At 59.2% G+C, this 18881-nt stretch carries 20 protein-coding genes; 10 read left to right on the top strand and 10 right to left on the bottom strand.

What is annotated here, in order from left to right:
* Positions 1–46: 46 nt before the first annotated feature.
* Positions 47–1651, bottom strand: coding sequence for an ABC transporter substrate-binding protein (locus ACL2XG_RS24365; protein WP_410014272.1), 1605 nt, complete (start codon positions 1649–1651; stop codon positions 47–49).
* Between the two features lie 299 nt (positions 1652–1950).
* Here ACL2XG_RS24365 and ACL2XG_RS24360 point away from each other — a divergent pair, with 299 nt between their 5' ends.
* The 7 genes from ACL2XG_RS24360 to ACL2XG_RS24330 all read left to right on the top strand — a co-directional run bounded on the left by ACL2XG_RS24360 (position 1951) and on the right by ACL2XG_RS24330 (position 9900).
* Positions 1951–3552, top strand: a complete 1602-nt coding sequence (locus ACL2XG_RS24360) for an ABC transporter substrate-binding protein (protein ID WP_413723298.1) — start codon at positions 1951–1953, stop codon at positions 3550–3552.
* 1 nt (position 3553) lies between these two features.
* Complete coding sequence (locus ACL2XG_RS24355; protein WP_410014270.1) at positions 3554–4339, top strand: class II aldolase/adducin family protein; 786 nt, start codon at positions 3554–3556, stop codon at positions 4337–4339.
* Positions 4332–5543 carry an acyl-CoA dehydrogenase family protein gene (locus ACL2XG_RS24350; protein WP_410014269.1) on the top strand — a complete coding sequence of 404 codons (1212 nt, stop codon included), beginning with the start codon at positions 4332–4334 and terminating at the stop codon, positions 5541–5543. The genes ACL2XG_RS24355 and ACL2XG_RS24350 overlap by 8 nt, the downstream gene beginning before the upstream one ends.
* An 8-nt stretch (positions 5544–5551) precedes the next feature.
* Positions 5552–6697 carry an LLM class flavin-dependent oxidoreductase gene (locus ACL2XG_RS24345; protein ID WP_413723299.1) on the top strand — a complete coding sequence of 382 codons (1146 nt, stop codon included), beginning with the start codon at positions 5552–5554 and terminating at the stop codon, positions 6695–6697.
* A 27-nt stretch (positions 6698–6724) separates the two neighbouring features.
* The gene (locus tag ACL2XG_RS24340; RefSeq protein ID WP_413723300.1) at positions 6725–8308 is read left to right on the top strand and encodes a rhodanese-like domain-containing protein; all 1584 of its coding nucleotides are present in this window, start codon (positions 6725–6727) and stop codon (positions 8306–8308) included.
* Between the two features lie 227 nt (positions 8309–8535).
* Complete coding sequence (locus ACL2XG_RS24335; RefSeq protein ID WP_413723301.1) at positions 8536–8958, top strand: DUF2000 domain-containing protein; 423 nt, start codon at positions 8536–8538, stop codon at positions 8956–8958.
* 117 nt (positions 8959–9075) lie between these two features.
* Positions 9076–9900 carry a helix-turn-helix domain-containing protein gene (locus tag ACL2XG_RS24330; protein ID WP_413723302.1) on the top strand — a complete coding sequence of 275 codons (825 nt, stop codon included), beginning with the start codon at positions 9076–9078 and terminating at the stop codon, positions 9898–9900.
* A gap of 99 nt (positions 9901–9999) precedes the next feature.
* Here ACL2XG_RS24330 and ACL2XG_RS24325 read toward each other — a convergent pair whose 3' ends face one another.
* Complete coding sequence (locus ACL2XG_RS24325) at positions 10000–10197, bottom strand: hypothetical protein (protein WP_413723303.1); 198 nt, start codon at positions 10195–10197, stop codon at positions 10000–10002.
* Positions 10198–10245: 48 nt separating this feature from the next.
* Entirely contained in the window at positions 10246–10473 is a 228-nt protein-coding gene (locus ACL2XG_RS24320; protein ID WP_413723304.1) for a YgdI/YgdR family lipoprotein, read from the bottom strand.
* 272 nt (positions 10474–10745) lie between these two features.
* On the opposite strand from ACL2XG_RS24320, the gene ACL2XG_RS24315 reads away from it, so the two are divergent.
* Positions 10746–11633 (top strand): class I SAM-dependent methyltransferase, encoded by an 888-nt coding sequence (locus ACL2XG_RS24315; RefSeq protein WP_413723305.1) that lies wholly within the window; start codon positions 10746–10748, stop codon positions 11631–11633.
* A 61-nt stretch (positions 11634–11694) separates the two neighbouring features.
* Here ACL2XG_RS24315 and pagP read toward each other — a convergent pair whose 3' ends face one another.
* A complete protein-coding gene (gene pagP / locus ACL2XG_RS24310; protein WP_410016768.1) occupies positions 11695–12228 on the bottom strand; it encodes a lipid IV(A) palmitoyltransferase PagP in 534 nt (177 codons plus the stop codon).
* A gap of 478 nt (positions 12229–12706) precedes the next feature.
* Between pagP and ACL2XG_RS24305 the strand changes: the two genes are divergently transcribed.
* Positions 12707–13345 (top strand): nitroreductase family protein, encoded by a 639-nt coding sequence (locus ACL2XG_RS24305; RefSeq protein WP_410014261.1) that lies wholly within the window; start codon positions 12707–12709, stop codon positions 13343–13345.
* A 109-nt stretch (positions 13346–13454) separates the two neighbouring features.
* Here ACL2XG_RS24305 and ACL2XG_RS24300 read toward each other — a convergent pair whose 3' ends face one another.
* From ACL2XG_RS24300 to ACL2XG_RS24275, 6 genes are all read right to left on the bottom strand, one after another.
* The gene (locus ACL2XG_RS24300) at positions 13455–14237 is read right to left on the bottom strand and encodes an anti-sigma factor family protein (protein ID WP_413723306.1); all 783 of its coding nucleotides are present in this window, start codon (positions 14235–14237) and stop codon (positions 13455–13457) included.
* A complete protein-coding gene (locus ACL2XG_RS24295; RefSeq protein ID WP_413723307.1) occupies positions 14234–14755 on the bottom strand; it encodes a sigma-70 family RNA polymerase sigma factor in 522 nt (173 codons plus the stop codon). Before ACL2XG_RS24295 ends, ACL2XG_RS24300 begins: the two co-directional genes overlap by 4 nt.
* Positions 14756–14780: 25 nt before the next feature.
* Positions 14781–16229, bottom strand: a complete 1449-nt coding sequence (locus tag ACL2XG_RS24290) for a YncE family protein (protein ID WP_413723308.1) — start codon at positions 16227–16229, stop codon at positions 14781–14783.
* A 31-nt stretch (positions 16230–16260) separates the two neighbouring features.
* Positions 16261–16701, bottom strand: coding sequence for a DUF305 domain-containing protein (locus ACL2XG_RS24285; RefSeq protein WP_413723309.1), 441 nt, complete (start codon positions 16699–16701; stop codon positions 16261–16263).
* 602 nt (positions 16702–17303) lie between these two features.
* Positions 17304–17627 (bottom strand): DUF202 domain-containing protein, encoded by a 324-nt coding sequence (locus ACL2XG_RS24280; protein ID WP_413723310.1) that lies wholly within the window; start codon positions 17625–17627, stop codon positions 17304–17306.
* Positions 17624–18025 (bottom strand): YidH family protein, encoded by a 402-nt coding sequence (locus tag ACL2XG_RS24275; RefSeq protein WP_410014255.1) that lies wholly within the window; start codon positions 18023–18025, stop codon positions 17624–17626. The genes ACL2XG_RS24280 and ACL2XG_RS24275 overlap by 4 nt, the downstream gene beginning before the upstream one ends.
* Before the next feature lie 282 nt (positions 18026–18307).
* Here ACL2XG_RS24275 and ACL2XG_RS24270 point away from each other — a divergent pair, with 282 nt between their 5' ends.
* Positions 18308–18835 carry a hypothetical protein gene (locus ACL2XG_RS24270; RefSeq protein ID WP_413723311.1) on the top strand — a complete coding sequence of 176 codons (528 nt, stop codon included), beginning with the start codon at positions 18308–18310 and terminating at the stop codon, positions 18833–18835.
* Positions 18836–18881 lie beyond the last annotated feature (46 nt).

Below are 18881 nucleotides of genomic sequence, written 5' to 3'. Positions count from 1 at the left end.
GACCCTCGCTTGGGACCGTTAAGTGGTGGCATCAACGCCGTCGCCATCAGGGCTGTTCGGCGATCCAGGCGTCGCGAAAACCGGAGTGCGCGCCCGCCGGGGAAAAATCCAGTCCGTGCAATTTACGGTTGTATACCGTGAAAAAAGGCGCTTCCATTACCGGAAGCAACGGTAAATCAGTCAGGGTTTGCCGTTGAAACTGACCGATAATGGCGATGCGCCGTTGTGGATCGACCTCATTTTGATAGGCGGCTATCAGCCGGTCCGTTTCCGGGCTGGAGTACGCGAACGCATTGGCGTAGGGCACCCCCGGGGATTGTGCTTTGGAGTCAAACACCCGCGTCAACCCCATTTGCGGGTCGAGCATCACGCCGAAGCCCTGGAAAATAATATCGAAGTCATAGTCCGAATAGACTTTTTTCAGGAACGTGGCGTTATCCAGCGGTGAGAACGCGATATCGATACCGATCTTGCTGAATTCCTGGCGCAAAAACTCTCCCGCCAGCAGGAACTGGCCGGAGCTGGGATCGGTATACAGACGCAGGGTGAAACGCTTGCCGCCGGCTTTCACCGGATAACCCGCCTCGTCCAGTAATTTACCCGCTTTCGCCACGTCGTAATCATAACGGGGAATATCGTCCGTATAGAACCGGGTCAGGGATGCGGGCACCACGCTGTATTCCGGCTTGCTTTGCCCATACCAGACGGTATCGATTAACCGCTGGCGATCGATGATATGGGCGATAGCCTGCCGCACTTTCACATTGGATAAAACAGCCGATCGCAGGTTAAAGCCTATAAAATAGGTCTGCGCGGCATAGGCATAGCCGCGGGATTCAAATTTGAGCTCGGGATTTTTTTTCAGGCGCGCTATATCGGAAAAGGGTACGCCGGCATAGGGAATATAGGATACTTCCCCCGATTCCAGCGCGCCGCTGCGGGCGGCCGCGTCCGGGATAAACCGGTAAATGACCCGATCCAGATAAGGTTTGCCCTTATCCCAATAATCGGGATTTTTCTCCAATACCACATATTGCCCCCGTTTCCATTCTTTAAAGCGAAAAGGACCGGTGCCGATGGGCCGCGCATTTTCAGGGTTCTTGCGAATATCGCTGCCGTCGAAAATATGTTTCGGCACCACTTGCGATTCCGCGCCGTCCAGCGCGCTTAATATTACCTGCGAGGGTGAGCTGAGGCGGAATATGGCCGTATAGTTGTCCGGGGTCTCCACATCTTTTAATGCCGAGAAGGTCGATCGCCCGCGCGAATGCACTTTTTTCCAGACTTCCAGCGCCGAGTATTTTACATCCGCCGCGGTAAAGGGCTGCCCGTCGTGCCATTTAACGCCCTGGCGCAGGTGAAAAGTGATGCTCAATCCGTCCGGCGCCACTTCCCAGGAAGTCGCCAGGCGGGGCTGGGGCTGAAACCTGTCGTCGTAATACACCAGGCCGTCAAATATATTGGCTGAAATCACGCGATTGGCATATTGGTTGTTATAGGTCGCCGTCAGCGTGACCGGCTCGGGATAAATAGCGGCAATCAGGGTTCCTCCCCTGACGGGCGCCGGTTCCACCGCCCCGGCCGCGCCCAGAAAACTGGATGCCAGCAGGAGCGCTCCCACGGATAAGGCGGACAGGCATGATCTTAACATCTGTTTAAACCTTTTATTATAAATAATGGTTCCGGATCTGTGCAGGCGATGTTTTTCAACAGCGGAGAAAGTCTATCCCGGCGAAGATAACTTAATTAAATATCAATAATTGCTGTTTATAGACAACTTTGTGCTATCGAATTTATTACTGAGCTGGTTCTAAGTTAATTCAAAAAAAGCATTGGCTAAAAGCAGCCTTAATTTATATTTTAGGGTGTTTCCAAATTGTTAATGAAAGAAAGTTTTTTTATTACCACACGCCGGACCAGATAATTACCGAGGATGTAAGGTCATCATTTATGCCTATTTTTCAGCTGCCTTTGCCAAAAATCATTTTTGCCGCTATCGGCATCAGTTTTACCCTGACCGTCTGGCCCGCCCTGGCCGCCGGCGGTAATCTGGTCGCCCTGGTGCAACCCGAGCCCGTTGCGCTGAACACCGCCTTTAATACTAATTTTCCTAACGGCGTGGTTTCCAATAATATCTATGAAGGCCTGGTGTCCTATAACCAGGAGATGCAGCCGCAGCCCAGCCTGGCGACCTCCTGGGAAGTGGCGCCGGACGGATTGAGCATCACTTTTCACCTGCGCCAGGGCGTTAAATGGCACGACGGGCAGCCCTTTACCGCGGCGGATGTAAAATACTCGGCGCTGGAAGTCTGGAAAAAAGTCCATCCGCGCGGACGCACCACGTTTGCCGCGCTCAAGGACGTGGAAACGCCGGATGACCATACCGCGGTGTTTCGCCTCGAACATCCCTCTCTGGTGATCTTAAGTTCGCTGAACGCCAACGAGGCGCAGATTTTACCGGCGCATCTGTTTGCCGGCACCGACGTGCGCACCAGCCCTTATAATGCCAAACCGGTGGGCACCGGCCCCTTCAGGTTTGTGCAATGGCAGCGGGGACAATATATTGCGCTGGAACGCAACCCCGACTATTGGGACAGCGGCAAGCCCAAGGTCGATAAGGTTATCTTTAGCATTATCCCCGACGCGGGATCGCGCGCCGCCGCGTTGGAAACCGGCGACGTTCTGTATGCTCCCTATGATTCGGTGCCCCTTTCCGATGTAAAGCGCCTTAGCCAGAACCCGCAGTTGGTGGTGACCAAGCAGGGCTACGATTCGTCGGCGGCCTATACGTTTTTGGAATTCAACCTGCGCAACCCCATTTTGGCCAACCTGAAGGTGCGCCAGGCCATCGACCGGGCAATCGATAAACAGGCGCTGGTGGACGTGGTCTGGTACGGCCTGGGTAAACCCGCCACCGGTCCCGTTCCCTCGTCGCTGAAGCGTTTTTATACCATCGACGGCGTGCCGCAGTATGCCTTCGATCCCGCCGCCGCCGAGAAGCTGCTGGACGAAGCGGGCTACCCGCGCAAGGCCGGCGGCGTACGTTTCCGCCTCGCCATCGACTATTTCCCGGTCAACGACGGTTTCAAGAATCAGGCGGAATTTATCCGCCAGAGCCTGAGCAAGATAGGCATTGAGCTGACGGTGCGTAACCAGGACCTGGCGACATTTATCAAGCGCATCTACAGCGATTACGATTTTGATATCGAGACCGGCCGCTGGGTGCCCATGATGGACCCGCAGATCGGCGGCCTGCGCCACTACTGGAGCAAAAATATCGCCCAAGGCACGCCCTGGTCCAATGCCTCGAATTACACCAATCCCAACATGGACCGGATTATCGAGCGGCTGCAGGTGGAAATAGACCCCGGCAAGCGCGCGGGCGAATTCCATGAATTCCAGCGTCTGGCCCAGACCGACCTGCCGGTTATTCCCCTGGTGGAACAGCAGAATTTCACCGTCTACAGCACCCGGCTTCACGGCGTGAGCACCGCGCCGGACGGCGCCTTATCGTCGCTGAAAGATGTCTCTTTGCAACCTGAAGGAAAATAATATGAGTTTGTTCTCCGCCAACGATCCCGGCGCGACGGCCCGGCACGAGGCGCGGTTGGATCTCGCCGCCGCGCACCGTCTCGCGGTCTGGCACGATTTCAGTGAAGGCATTTATAATCATTTCACCCTGGCGGTGCCGGGCAGCGACGATCGCTTCCTGCTGCCGCCTTTCGGCCTGCATTGGTCGGAAGTGCGGGCCAGCGAGCTGATGACCATCGGTTTTGACGGCACGCAGCTGGACGGGGAAGGCATCATCCAGCGTTCCGCTTACTGTATACATGCGCCGATCCATGCCGCCCATGCCAAACACCAGGCGGTGTTCCATACCCATATGCCCTATGCCGGCGCGCTGACCCGGCTGGAAAGCCAGCATCTGCTGGCGCTCGGCCAGACCGAGGCGCTGCTGCTCGACCAAATCGCCTACGACGAGGGTTACGACGGCCTGGCCCGCGATCCGCGGGAAGGCGAACGGCTGGCGGCGATCCTGGGCGAAAAGACCATTCTGTTTATGGGCAATCACGGCGTACTGGTGACCGGGCGCTCCACCGCCGAAGCCTACGATCGGCTGTATACCCTGGAGCGCGCGGCGCGGGTGCAGCTGTTTGCCCTGTGGACCGGCCAGCGACTGCGGGGATTGAGCGCGGAGCAGGTGGATAAGGTACAGGACCAGATTCATAACACCCCACTGCACGATGCGCCGGGCGCGCAGTACAAACCCGGCTATCAGCTGCATTTCGACGCGCTGCGGCGTCTGCTTGACCGGCGCGAGCCCGACTATCGTGACTGACCTGGCCTCAGGGGATGATGCCCCGCTAACTTTTTCCCGTCTACTGGCGGCGGCCGGGCAATTCAGCGCCCAGTTCAGCGCCGGCGCCGCCCGCCGCGACCAGGAGCGGCTGTTGCCCAAGGCGGAAATCGCCGCGCTGGCCTCCTCGGGCCTGCTGGCGGCACGGGTCGCGCGCGCATACGGCGGCGGCGAGGTCAGCCTGACCCAATGGGTGCGCCTGATGCTGCCCCTGGCCAAAGGCGATCCGAATATCGCCCAGGCCATCCAGCCCCACGCCTGCGGCATCGAAAAGCTGCGCATTTACGGCACCCCGGCGCAGCAGCGGCGCTACCTCGGCGCCATCGGCGACGGCGCCCTGATCACCAATGCCTCCGCCGAACGCCATACCGGCGCGGTCGGACAAATCGCCACGCGCCTGGTCCGGGAAGGCGCCGGCTGGCGTTTGGACGGCACCAAGCACTATGCCACCGGCAGCCTGTTCGCCCACTATTTTTATGTCCTGGCCAATGATGACCAGGGCGGCCGGGCGCTGGCGCTGCTGCCGGCGGACAGGGCCGGCGTCCATATCCAGGATGACTGGAACGGCATGGGGCAGCGGACCACCGCCAGCGGCAGCGTGACTTTTACGCATGTCGTGCTGGCCGACGACGAAATCCTGCCGCTGCCGGAATGGAAAACCCGCCGCACGTATGAAGGCGCCTTTGCCCAACTGCTGCACGCGGTAATCGATACCGGCATCGCGCTGGCCGCGCTGGAGGATGCCGCCGATTACGGCCGCAACCGCGCCCGGCCCGTCAGCGACGCCGGGGTTGACCGGGCCGGCGATGACCCGTATGTCCAGCAGGCGGTGGGAGAAATGTCGGTGCTGGCTCATGGCGCCGAAGCCATGGTTGGGCGCGCCGCCGGCGTGCTTGAGCAGGCCATGGCGTTATTCTGGCGCGGCGCGGACGCCGAACGCGCCCTGGGCGAGGCCTCGGTCGCCGTCGCCGAAGCCAAGGTCGCGGCCGAACAGGCAGCCCTGCGCGTGAGCGAAATGCTCTACCGCGTCGGCGGCGCCGGCGCGACGATACAGCCGCTGAACCTGGACCGGCACTGGCGCAATGCGCGCACGCATACCACCCATGATCCCATCGCCTACAAAACCAAGATCATCGGCGATTTCGTGCTAAACGACCGTTTGCCCCCGATCGGCACTAAAATTTGAGGTTACCTATGCATTATCCCGTTTTGCCGCCGCTCCCGCCGGACAGCCCCCTGGGCATAGCCATGAAACAGCCGCTGATGCTCGGGCTGTTTTTACCCATCCATAACGGCGGCTGGACCATGTCGTCCTATCCCCGGGGCACCGACTGGACCTTCGATTACAATGCCGCGCTAACGCGCCAGGCCGAGGCGCTGGGATTTGAACTGGTGTTCGGACCGGCGCACTGGTTGCCAAAGGGCGGGTTCGGCGGAGAAATCCGCTATCGCGAAACGGCGCTCGACACCCTGATGACCGCGGCGGGCCTGGCGGCCATTACCGAACGCATCCTGCTGATTTCCACGGTGCATATTTTTTATGGCCCCTGGCATCCCCTGCATTTGGCCAAGTTCGGCGCGACGCTTGATCATATGTCGGGGGGCCGCTGGGGCCTGAACGTCGTCACCGGTTTCCGTAAAGACGAATGGGCCATGTTCGGCCAGGAGCAGCCTGGCCACGACCAGCGCTATACCCTTGCCGACGAATATGTTTCGCTGCTGCAGCAGCTTTGGGCCGGCACGGAAAACCTGGATTACCACAGCGACCGGTGGCGGTTGAACCAGGCGTTTGTCACGCCCAAACCCCGTTATGGCCGGCCCGTGATAGTCAGCGCCACCAGTTCGGCCGCCGGCATCGCCCATGCGGTACGTCAGGCTGACCTGATTTTCGTGACCAGCCCCGCCGGCGCGTCGTTCGAGGCGGCCATCGATGCGCTGCCGGATATTACCCGCCAGGTCAGGACGGCGGCACAGGCAATCAACCGCGACGTGCGGATCCTGGTCAATCCGATGATTATCGCGCGCGATACCGAAGCCGAAGCGCAGGCGGTATATCAGGCGATCATCGCCCAGGCCGACCATGGCGCGGTGGACGGATTTTTCCATACCCACGCTACCGGCGATAGCCGGTCCTGGCGCGGCCACCAGCGGGATGAGCGTATTGTCGGCGGCAATATCCAACTGGTGGGCACGCCGGAGCAGATCACCGAACAAATCCTCCGGCTCAAGGCTATCGGCTGCGACGGACTGCAACTGTGTTTTGTCGACTATCAACCCGAGCTGGCTTATTTCGGCCAACGGATCCTGCCGCTGCTAAAACAGGCGGGCCTGCGTTATTAACGCATTATTTCTTCATACAGGCATTTTATGACACGACAACATGACGCCGGGCGGCCCGTTACGCTGGCCGCCCTGCTGGACTGGCTCGACGACGGCGAAGAGCTGGCGTTTATCGATATCCGCGAAGAAGGCCCCTATGGCGAGGGCCATCCGCTGCTGGCGGTTAACGTTCCCTACAGTCTGCTCGAAACCGCCCTGCCCCCGCTGGTGCCCCGCGCCGGCACGCGTTTGGTGCTGCTGGGCGACGACGAGGATGTGACGGCGCGGGCCATAACGCGCTTATCCGCCCTGGGATATGACCGGCTTTATTTTCTGGCCGGTGGAGTACAGGCCTGGGAGCGCGGCGGTTACCCGTTATTCAAGGGCGTCAACGTGCCCTATAAAGCCTTTGCCGAGTTTGTCGAACACCTGCTGCATACGCCGGATATCGCTCCGGACGAACTGGCGCGCCTGATCGAACGCCAGGAGGATTACGTCCTGCTGGACAGCCGCACGGTAGAGGAATACGACCGCTTCCATGTGCCCAGCGCCATCGCCGTACCCAGCGCCGAACTGCTCTATCGCTTCGAGGACCTGGTGCCTTCGCCCGAGACGCTGGTGGTGATCTCCTGCGCGGGCCGCACGCGCGGCATCATCGGCGCGCAGACCCTGATTAATGCCGGCGTGCCTAATAAAGTGGTGGCGTTGTCCGGCGGCACCCAGGGCTGGCGGCTGGCCGATCTGGCGACGGTACGGGACGATGCCCGCTACTTCCCGCCACTGAGCAAACGGGCGCAGCAATCATCCCGCGCACGGGCGGACGCGCTGGCACAACGCTACGGTGTAAACGTTATCGACGCGGCCACGCTCGGGCAATGGCAATCGGACCCGGAGCGCACCACCTATCTGTTCGATGTCCGTAATCATGACGAATATCAGCGCGGCCACCGGGCCGGCGCCCGCTGGGCGCCGGGCGGACAGCTGGTACAGTCGCTGGACAAATGGGCGGGCACGCGCAATGCGCGCATCGTGCTTAATGATAATGACGGGGTGCGCGCCACTACCACCGCCCATTGGCTGCTGCAGCTCGGCTGGGACGCGGTGGTGCTGCCCGGGTTCGATGGGGCGAACACCGCATCTCACCCCACGGCGCCCTTGCCCTTGGCGTTGCCGCCCGTCCCGGTTATCGACGCGGCGGCGGCCAGGCAACGGCTGGACGCCGGCGCCCTGGGCCTGAGCGCCGATCGCAGTTGGGAATACCGCCGGGCGCATCCCGCCGGTACGCGCTGGGTAAACCGATCGCGGATCGCGGCCGACTTGCCGCCGGCCGGCGAGATCCTGGTGTTTGCCGGGCAAGGGACGCTGGCCGCAGGCGTGGTGCGTGATTTAATCGACGCCGGATTCGATGCCAAACGCGTGTCCGGAAAGCCGCAGGATTGGCAGGCCGCGGGATTGACGGTGCAAAGCAGTCCGCAGGATCCTCCCGCCGACCAACAGATTGATTATTTGTTCTGGTTGCACGATCGCCATGAGGGCAATGCCGCCGCCAGCGCCGCCTATCTGGCGTGGGAGGCCGATTTGCCGCGGCAGGTGGCCGACCCCTTAGCGGCGCATTTTGCCATCCGCCGCTAAGGAACCGTCCTGTCGCGCCGCCCGCCGCCGCGACAGGCCTTTTACCCGGACAGCCGCCGGTTACAGCGCCGGACCCCACGGCTTATTTCCGCCGCCGCGCAGGCCTTTCAGCGCGTGGCCACGCGGTTCCTCCCCCCAAGCGCTTCTCTCCCTGCAATAGCGTTCAAGACGGCGGCGACGGGCCGCCGCATTATAGAGCGGTATTTTTATTTCATGGAGTCCCAGGCATGTCCGAAGCAACCAAAATACCCGAACGCTGCGTTATCGTGGTCGATAGCGAACTGCCCGTGGGCAGGGCGGCAAACGCCGCCGCCGTCATCGCCCTTACCGTTGGCCAGCGCCATCCGGCGCTGGTCGGCTTGCCCCTGGTCGACGCCAGCGGGTGCGAACATCCCGGCCTTATCCCCATCGGCATTACCGTTCTGGCGGCCGATCGCGCCACGCTGTCCGCCCTGAGAGCCAAAGGCGCCGGGTCGGGCTGCGACATCATTGATTTTCCCGTCCAGGGCCAGCAGACCACCGACTACGCCGCTTTTCGCGAGGCGGTTGCCCACGTGGCCACCGAAGAACTACAGTATGTTGGCCTTGCCCTGGTCGGCGAGCGTAAGCCCATAAGCAAAATCGTGGCCAAACTCGGGCTGCTAAAATAGCCGCAGGCATAAACGCCGGGGCGGCGCGGACCCGGCGTGCCGGCGTTGCCTGGGTTCTTCAAAGTGATGTACCCTAACAGAGGAGTGTTTGCGCCCCTTGCCCCAGAGGATGTCCCGATGCCGTTTAACCCTTCCGACGTCAATGTCTGGCGGTCGCCCGACCTGAAGGCCGAGCTGCTGCGCGGCACATTTGTTGATTTTTCCTATGATGTGCATACCCATGATACGGCCTGTTTCGCCCTGCTTACTGAAGGCAATATCCGCATCCGCACGCGGGGCAATGAATTTATCGCCCGGCGCGGCGATCTGTATGCCATTGACGCGGACGAACCCCATGCGGGCTGGCCCATCACCGCGCAGGGGTGGAGCCTGCGTACCCTGTATGTGGATATCGCTTATCTGCATCAGCTGGTTGACGAGCGCGGCGCCAGGCATGCCTTGACGATTTCCGGCCCCATTATCAGGGATCCCCAGATTAACGCTATTTTGTATGCGCTACACCGCAGCTCGGAGACCCAGGGATCGCTGTTATTTCGCGATCAGGCTTATCTGGCGTTTTCCGACACGCTGATGAAGCGTTACGTTAAAGACGCCGCCAAATCGCCGGACGGCGGACCGGAGCTTGGCGCGGTGCGGCGGGCGCGGGCGTTTTTGGATGAACATTTGGGGGATCGCGTCAGTCTGATAGATATCGCCGTCCAAACCGGCATACCGCCGTTTCGCCTGCTGCGCGCGTTTGAGCGCGAATACGGCATGACGCCCCACGCCTACCAGCGCCAGGCCCGGGTGCGCTATGCCATGCACCTTATCCGCCACAGATGCCCTCTCAGCCAGGCGGGTATTTTATCCGGTTTTGCCGACCAGGCCCATTTTACCCGCTGGTTTCGGCGCTTTATGGGGGTAACGCCCGGTCAATATCAAAAGGCCCTGCACGGCGTTTAGCGGTGAGAATGACCTGGCTGTCAAAAGGACCGCGCGCTTGCCGATGACCTCTTTCGCCGGCCGGGCATGAAATACCGCTTTCACCATCGGATCGTTCGCTTAAATAAGTCTGGGCGAGTGATCTTTAATACCAAAGCGATCGGGTAAATGATCGTGAAAATTGATGGTTGCTTTATTTAATGGTATTTCTGGAATTAACTCATTACCGGCCCTTATGGCTGGATTTGCCAGGCTGATTTCCTGGCGGATTAAAACGGCGTTAGCGCCAGCAGGATAACATTCTACTATTGCGGCCATAAAAAAACCCCAGCAGGGTGGGGTTTCGTCTTAGCGCGATGTTATGCGTCAGTGTTGGATTTCCATCATTTCCTTAACGTCACTGCGATTGATCTGCTGCTTGGTTCCATTAGCATCTTTGTAGCTTATCATACCGGTCTGGTCATCTACCTTCGGTTTGCCTTCACTGACAATGGTGCGTCCGTCGTTGGTATGCATGGCATAATTATTATCGGCGCAACCCGCCAGCAGGATGCTGAACATACATGCGGATAAAACATATAAGCTTTTTTTCATAACGAACTCCTTTTGTTAGGCCTACTAAAGGTTTAGCACAGACAAACCAAGCCGCAAGTCGGAACGCATCTTTCGTCCTGTTTATACCCTGCCCCGGCGCGGCCGGCCCCACGGTCGAATCCGCGCCTACGCGCCGCGGGGCGCGGCCTGCGCGTCTTTTATGATGCCGCTCACGTTATGTTATCTGGAACATTGTCCTTTTTTACAGCGCTACTATGCTTTCTGATTTCTGAGGGCGCCAATGCCTTTTTATCTACCGGCGGATCCGGCCTATGTCGAAAAAAAAGCTTTTTTTCTCTTCCACCGCTGAAATGACCTGTCTGTTTCGGGCCAAATCTTTCGGCGAAACACGTCAACACTTTAAAGGCGACGATTTTATTGCGGTAATGATCTGTTATGCATTGAACTCATTTTTATCGCTGATGCATAAATCTTTTTTACTTAACGACGAGATGTTTAATGCCTCGGTACCGCCCGGCACTTATGAATATATTTTAGGCCGGACAAACTTCCTGGATAACATTTTCATGACCCTGCCCGCGGACTGTAAACAGGTCTTTATTCTTGGCGCCGGTTTTGATTCCAGGTGCTGCCGCTTCCAGCAACAACTCAGGCACTGTCAGGTGTATGAAGTCGATCATCCTGATATGCAGCAACAGAAACGCGCTATTTTCAAAAAAATAGATATTGATTTTCCGGCCAACGTTCATTTTATCGCCATTGATTTTTCCCGGCAACGCATAAACGAAATATTGACACAGCGTGCAATTCCACGCGGCGAAAAATGTTTTTTTGTGCTGGAAGGGCTGACCTATTATCTGGAAGCGGAACAGGTCGAGGCTATTTTTACCGCCATTAGCCGGCACGGCGGTCCGGGGAGCCAGGTATTTTTTGATTATGTGGATACCGCAGCGATTGCCGGAGAAAATAGCCAATATGGTTTGCAAGAATGCGTGGCGGCAGTCAGGAAACTCGGTGAAGCCTGGACGTTCGGTATAGAGGCTGATAAAGCCGCCCAATTCCTGGCGCCGTTTCATTTTGACATCATCGAACAATTGACGTCGCGTGAAATGGAGGAACAATATTTTACCGATGAACACCATAACCGGCTGGCAAAGACCATGAGTTCGCTGACGCTGGTACGCGCCCAACGGGTGTGAACGCGTCTATCGCCCCGGCTCCTCCTCCCTCACCCGGCGGGGTGGTCAAAGACGCCGTCGGTTAAAAACGCCAGCGCAGCCAGGCAAAAACGACATTGCCGTTATTGCGCGAACCAGGAATATAGGTGCCCTGGAAGGTAATAGTGTGATAGCTGACCGACGCCAGCGGCAATAGGGCCGGGATGGGATAATAACGCCAATTATGCCGGGCCGTGACCCCAAGCGTGAAGCCCGCTCCCAGCCTGAAATCGTTATCGGCAAGTGGCCGCCATTGCGATTCCCAGGCATAACCGGCGAAAGGTTCCCAGCGGTTAAAGGAGTCCTTAAAAGCCATGGCATAGAGTGCGTGCCAATTATCCCGTTCGTCCAGTCGTGAAATGCCGTATCCCAAACCCCAGGGACGCTCATTATAACGCCGGATATGCTCGTCATCATAAAAATAGCGATTATGCCAGGTTATGACCGGCACATAAATATCCTGGTCGGGTGAGGCGTTCCATGTTTTAGCGATATTGGCGGTAAAATTCCGCCATAAACCCTTATTCTTATCCAGCGTAGGATCATGACAGACATTTACTGCCAGCGCCTCAGGCATTATACCCAAAGCCAGCAGGGGAATCGCCGCCCATTTAAATAACCACATCAGGTTACTGCTCCCTGAAAGCAATACACCACAGCATCATTTATCATCATTACCGCACACTATTACACGTAGGACTTATACCGGTTGCCGGGAGGATCCGGTGTTATACATTTCGGAATCGCAGGTTATGCCACACTTTGTGTAAATCAAATATAAACAAAAATAAAAAATGCGGATGGCCATGCGGACGTTATTACCCGGCGTGGACTGCCGGTAGGGATGAACCCGATAACAGCCTGCGCCTCTTGCGCAATGCCATTGCGGTAACATCTGAATGTTCGGCACGCGGCATGGTTTTGCCGGGGCGGTGATGCTGCTATTATTTAGCCAGCTCGCCTTTTGCCGCTAACCCGGGGTTGCCGGGGCCGACACTACGCCGCAAGCCCGGGCGCAATCCCGGCATGCACATTCACACCTGAAGGAAACCAAGATGACCACCGTTAATGAAAGATTGGCATGGCGCTATGCCACCAAGAAGTACGATGCGACGAAAAGCGTGCCCGCCGAAAAGCTTGAACGTATCATTGAAGCTGTGCGGCTGGCGCCTACCTCAAGCGGGCTGCAACCCTTTGAGCTGTTCGTGGTCAGCAACGCGGATATCCGCGCAAAGATTCGCACCGTGGCTTGGGATCAGGCGCAGATTACCGACTGTTCGCACCTGCTGGTTTTCGCCGCCTGGGACGACATCACGCCCGATCGCGTTAATATGATGTTCGACCTTACCAACGACGTGCGGGGTTTTAAAAACGAAGGTTGGGAAAATTATCGCCAGATGTTGCTGGGTATCGTCGCCGGTCGGGGCACGGAGGCTAACTATCAGGCGGCCGCGCGGCAAGCTTATATCGGCCTGGGCGCGGCCTTGATTGCCGCGGCGTTCGAAGAGGTCGACGCCACGCCGATGGAAGGATTCGATCCGGCGGCGGTCGATGACATCCTCGGTTTGCCGGCGAAGAACCTGCGTAGCGTGGTTATGCTGCCCCTCGGTTACCGGGCGGCCGAAGGTGACTGGCTGGTGAACCTGAAAAAAGTCCGGCGCAGCCGCGATAGCTTCGTCACTGAAATAAAATGAACCGGACATTATTGGTTTCAGCGGCGAGGTGATCGCCACTGCTGCTCATGGCCGGCGGCGATAAGCGACGGTCAGGCAGAATCCTGGCATTAGTCAGGCACGGCCGCCCTTAGAGCCTATGGGCGGCGGTATAGGCGGCGATGGCATTTTGCACCGGCTGTGCGCGGCGGCTGTTTACCGGACTGACCACGGCGTAGCTGTATTTATTGTCGCTCCAGTACTGCGCCAGCAGGTTGCCGGCCTCGCGTTTGCCGCTCTTCAGGCCGTTGCTCCCCGATGGCCGGATATAATAGGTCACCCGCACCCCCTGGCTATCCTGATAAACGATTAACGCCGACGGACCGGTATCCGTCGCCATCAGGCGCCCCCCGACCAGAGTGAAGCCATATTCCTCCAGGTTGGGCGGCATGGCGCCATTGATAAAATAGCGGCTGACCCAATTGTCCATGTCACCGCGGTTATCGGCCACCACGTCCAGCACCGGCAGTTTATCCTGGCTGAACAGCTGGTAGGCATGTACCGCGTCCTCCATCGGCAAGGCATGGCGCTGCATCTCCAGGTCCCGGAACTGCCAGCCGGCAATACCGCCCACGCCCAGGGAAAAAAGCAGCGTAAAGGCCAGCGCCAAGCGCGTCTGTCGCCGGGACTGGATGCGGCGGCGGATTGCCTGCGCCTGCACAAGACGGGTCTGGAGGTCCGGCGCCTGCGTCAGGGATTCGTCATGGGTCAAGGCGACCCGCAGCCGCTGGGTTTCAGTTTGCCAGCCGGCGACCCTTTTCGCCGCCTCGGGATGCCGGGAGAGGTAGTGCTGGACCCACCGGCGCTGCGGCTCATCGAGCTGGTTGTCCACATAGGCGTGTAAATCGTTTTCAGTGGGCGTCCGGGTCATCATTTTAATCTCCTTAACGACGGATTAACGGGCGCGGCGGTGCCTTCCGCCAAATCGTGCAATTGCCTGCGCGCGCGCGACAGCCGCGACATCACGGTACCCAGGGGGATGTCCAGGGCCTCGGCCACTTCCTTATAACGCAAACCCTCGACGGCGACGAGCAGCAGGATGGCCCGCTGATCGGAGGGAAGCGAGGCGAACCCCGCCAGCACGCCATCCGTCAGCGCCAGATCCTCCGGCGAGGCGGCGTATTCCTCCTCGCTCTTGAACAGCGATAACAGCCGTAAATAGCGTTTTTTGCGGCGCTCCCCGTCGATAAACTGCCGGTACAGAATGGAGAACAACCATACCCGCAGGTTGTCCTCATGTTGCAGGGCCGCGTAGGCGGTTAACGCTTTTTCCAGGCCGGACTGGACCAAATCGTCAGCCCCGGCGGGATTACGCGTCAGCCACAGGGCAAAGCGCCGCAGCTGCGGCAGCACTTCCCTTATCTGGCGATCGGTAAGCCCGGACATGGTCATCAGCTTCCTTTTATGACATGGCGCGTTACAACGCCTGGATTTGCACCGGCGCGCCATAGTTTTCGGCGGTCCCTTTCACCACCACCAGATAGCGGCGTTCAGCCTTGCGGTCCTGGCGGACGACCTGGCGAATCGGTCCGATGGCGTTAACAATCGCCGCGCCCGCGGGATTGGTCATAAACGCGCTTAACGGCTGTACCCCGCCGCTGCCGTCGGGGCGCGTGGCCAATGCCAGCAGATAAGCCTGTTTAGGCTCCAAACCGGTCACCGCCGCCTGCAACACCTGCGTCAGGCCCTGGTCAAACAGCGATACCGTGGTCGGGGCCGGCCCCCCCGCCGCGCCGACGCGCCGCAACGCCAGGTGCGTGGCCTTCCCGGCCACGCCCAGGGTTTGTAAACCGGCCTTGCCGTCCCCCTCCGGCACCGCGTTGGGCACATAAGCCAATGCCTGCGGCGCCTGGCCGATGGGAATGGTGGCGGTGACTTTATTGCTTAACGTATCGATAACCGCCAGCGCATCGTCATTTTCCAGGCCGACATAAACCCGGCTGCCGTCGGCGGACGGCCAGACGCCATGGGGTAAATTGCCTACGGCGATGGTGGCCGCCTGGGTGAAATCATCGGTGCGGAACACTTTTACCTGGTTAAGTCCGCCAACGCTAATATACGCGAAGGTGCCTTTGGCATTATGCGCGATATTGACATGATTGGTAATAGGTCCGGTATCCAGCGTTTTCAGCAGCTGAAAAGGCGGCTGCGCGGCAAACACCTGGGTTTTCCCCGAGTCCTTAAGGGTAAACCATACCTGTTTGCCGTCGGGCGTGGCCGCAATATTCGGGCAGAACGGGCTGGCCTGTTTCACCCGCCCGACAATGGCGTGATCGGCTACGGAAACCACCACTGTTTCAGGATTAAAGGATGAACAGATATAGCCGTATTTGCCGTCCGGCGAAAAAATCTGCATGCCCGGCCCGGCCGGCACCTTGATACGCAGCTTTTCCTCATAACTGGCGGCATCCAGTACGGCAATATAATCTTCGCCGCGCACCGTAACCCACACCTCCCGGCCGTCGGGGGTAAAAAACGCCTCATGGGGCGCCCGCCCCAGATAGGTGGTGTGTTTCACCTGGTTGGTGGCGGTAGCGATAAAGGTCACGGAATTGGTGCCGATGGCGACCACCGCCAGGGTTTTACCGTCCGGAGAGAAGCCCAGCCCGTGCACCAGCACCTGGCCGCGATACAGCGGGCTGAGGTTGCCCGGCTGCGGATCGCCCAGGCGAATGACCCCCAGCAGGGTATTGTCCGCCGGGTCGGTGACCGAAAGGGTATTGGAAAACTGTTCGGCGGCGTAGACCCGGTCGTGATGGCTGACGGGGATATCGGCGCTTGCGGCGGCGCGCGGCGCCTGCCCGGCCCAGCCGGACAGCGGTGCGGTAAGCAGGGTCAGCGATAGGGCCATAAAGGATGATTTCATGATGGTTGTCCTTTCAGTGGGAACTATAACGTTAATGTCCGGCGCGCGCGCTGCCTGCCGGGATGAGATCGGGCGCCGGCGCGCTTGCCGGCAACGGGTCCCCCAGCGCCTGGCGCATGGCGGTGATTTCCTCCTGTTGGGTTATGATAATTTCCTGCGCCATGCGGCGCAGCCGCTCGTTACGGCCATAACGCAGCTCCGCCTGCGCCATGGCGATAGCGCCCTGGTGATGGGGCGTCATCATGGCGACAAAATCGCGATCGACATCGCCGCTGGGCGTCAGCGTCATGGCGGTCATCATTTGCGTCATCGCGGCATCATTCTCGCGCAGGAAAGGCGCTTCAGTGGCCGCCCCAGCCGTATCGGCGTCCGCCGCCGCGGCATGACTATCACCATGGGCATGGGCGGCGGTCATTAGCAGGGCCGCAAGTATGCCGGCGGCGGACCACCGGCAGCGTGGGGTGAAAGGCATCTTATCTCCGTCAAAGCGGTGCATAGGTACGGATAAGACGCGCGCGGATACGGATTATTCCCGGATGCGATTTTTTTTTTGCCGCCCGGCGGAATGACGGCGGCTACGCGCAAGCTTGCCCGCGGGCCGGCCATTAACCCCATTTTGCTTATTACATAAGCAAAATGGTTGTTCAATCACACTCGTTTCCTCCTGTTAAGGCCACAATGATGACAGGTAAAAGGGAGGTGACTTATGCAAACCAACGACATTACTTTTCTCGCAGCGCTCGCCGTGATTATTATTGGTTTTGTTTCGTTTATGTATGCATGATCGGAGAGGATGACTGGACGATAGAGACAGAGAAGCGCACCGACAACCTTTGCTGTACTCCCTCTTGCGAGGAGGTAAGTGGCCGATGCGCTTTTCTGAGGAAAAAAGCCCCGTCACCGGGGCCGTCAAAAAATGACGTTATCCTTTCCGGCGCTTATCTCCGGCGCTCATGACCCGGGGCCAAGGCGTTAGCTCTGTAAAGGATGATGTGTATATTAAGATTATTCTTAAGACCCTGCAGTGATAAACATCACAGTTCCATAGCATTGCTGGTTATTATGGTTTTTTCCTCAGCCCAGCGCCGACAGCACGGTCATGACACTGACCGACAGCACGGTCAGCATGGTCAGCGCCATCATCCAGCGGCCTTGCCAGGCCGAACGCGTCAGACGGCCATATCCCCACAGCCACATCATGCCCGCCAGGATTAACAATAGCGTTCCGCCGGCCAGCAATAGCCGGTTGCCGCCCGTCGCCGCCGCGCGCAGCAGCAGCAAGGCGTTAACGGCGGCGACGAAAGCGGTGCGCGACCAGGCCAGGCAGGTACGCTCAGGCTGCAGGCCGGGGTCCGGCGGCGGTGCGCTGCCGGCGCCGGGCAAGAGAGGTCCGCTCATGGCATCAGGATTAGCACGGTCAACGCCAGGGCCACGGCCGCCACAAACAGCGCCATCATCAGCAGCAGAGGGGTCTGCGGCAGGGAAGCGCCGGTGCGCATGGCCAGCTCGCTGGCCGCCCAGCGGCGATACGCCATGATGCCAAGGCTTGCCGCCATGACGGACAGCAGCACCGCCAGGGCCGCGCGCACCTCATGCGTTCCCAGGCCCAGCGCGAACTGATCGATGCCCACCGCGCCCGCCAGAAAAGCCAGCGCCGTGCGAATCCATGCCAGGAAGGTGCGCTCGTTGGCCAGCGAAAAACGGTAGTCTGGCGGTTTACCCTGCTGCCACCAGCGGCCGCCGCCCTGGGAAGGGAGGGTTTGCGAAGGCGCTTGCTTATCGGTTTGATTGTCCATAACGGCCTGTTAACGGCGCGCGGCGCCGACGGTAAAAAAGTGGTGGAATCGCCCGGGAACAAGATAGCCCAAACCGGCCGGAACCTGAAGCGACACTTTATCCGCGCATGGGGTTTTCCCCGGCATTTTGCCGGTCAATAAGACATTCACCGCCGCCGTCCTTGCGCAAACGGCGTCATTAGGCCGTTATTTAAGTCATGTGTTCCATTATCATCATTTTCATCTTTCCCTTTTTCCGCGGGATTTCCACAGTGTTCCCCCATGACAGGAGTACCATCGGTAATGAATAATGCTTATTTAAACACACGCTATACCCGTTACGATCATTCGCCGGCGTTTTATCAGGGGAATATCGACCGCTCGTCAATCAACGCACGCTACAACTTCGCCCCCCCCTCCATTCCTTATGGTCCTTATGGACGCACGTCCATCAACTCCACCACGTTTCCCCTTCCTGAAACGGTGAGCAACACGCCGCTGGCCCTCTCTTCCCCCACGCCCGTGAAGAACGGCATCGCCGGGGCCACGCAGACCGGCACCGGCGTGAGCGCGGGCAAAGCGTCCGCCGCCCGGATCGTGCCGGCCGGCAATCCGACGAAAACCTATCCGCGCTATAAAGCGCCGGTCAATACCAGAAATGCGTCCATGTCCGGCCCGGCGTCATTCACTGAGTATGGCCGCGGCCCCGTACGCGGGGCGGTTGCTCCCCTCTCCCCGCATGACGAACCGCCGCCGCCCTACGCAAAAAAACCGCCGCGGGATAATGCCCTGTCAGGCTGCCTGCCCTGGAGACGAAGTGATAAAAAATAGCAACGTCCCGGCCGGACTGCGGCGCGGGACGTCATCTTTCGCTACA

This window comes from Sodalis sp. RH24 (assembly GCF_047324145.1).
Taxonomy (GTDB): Bacteria; Pseudomonadota; Gammaproteobacteria; order Enterobacterales; family Enterobacteriaceae; genus Acerihabitans.
This window is presented reverse-complemented; position numbering and strand designations above follow the sequence as displayed.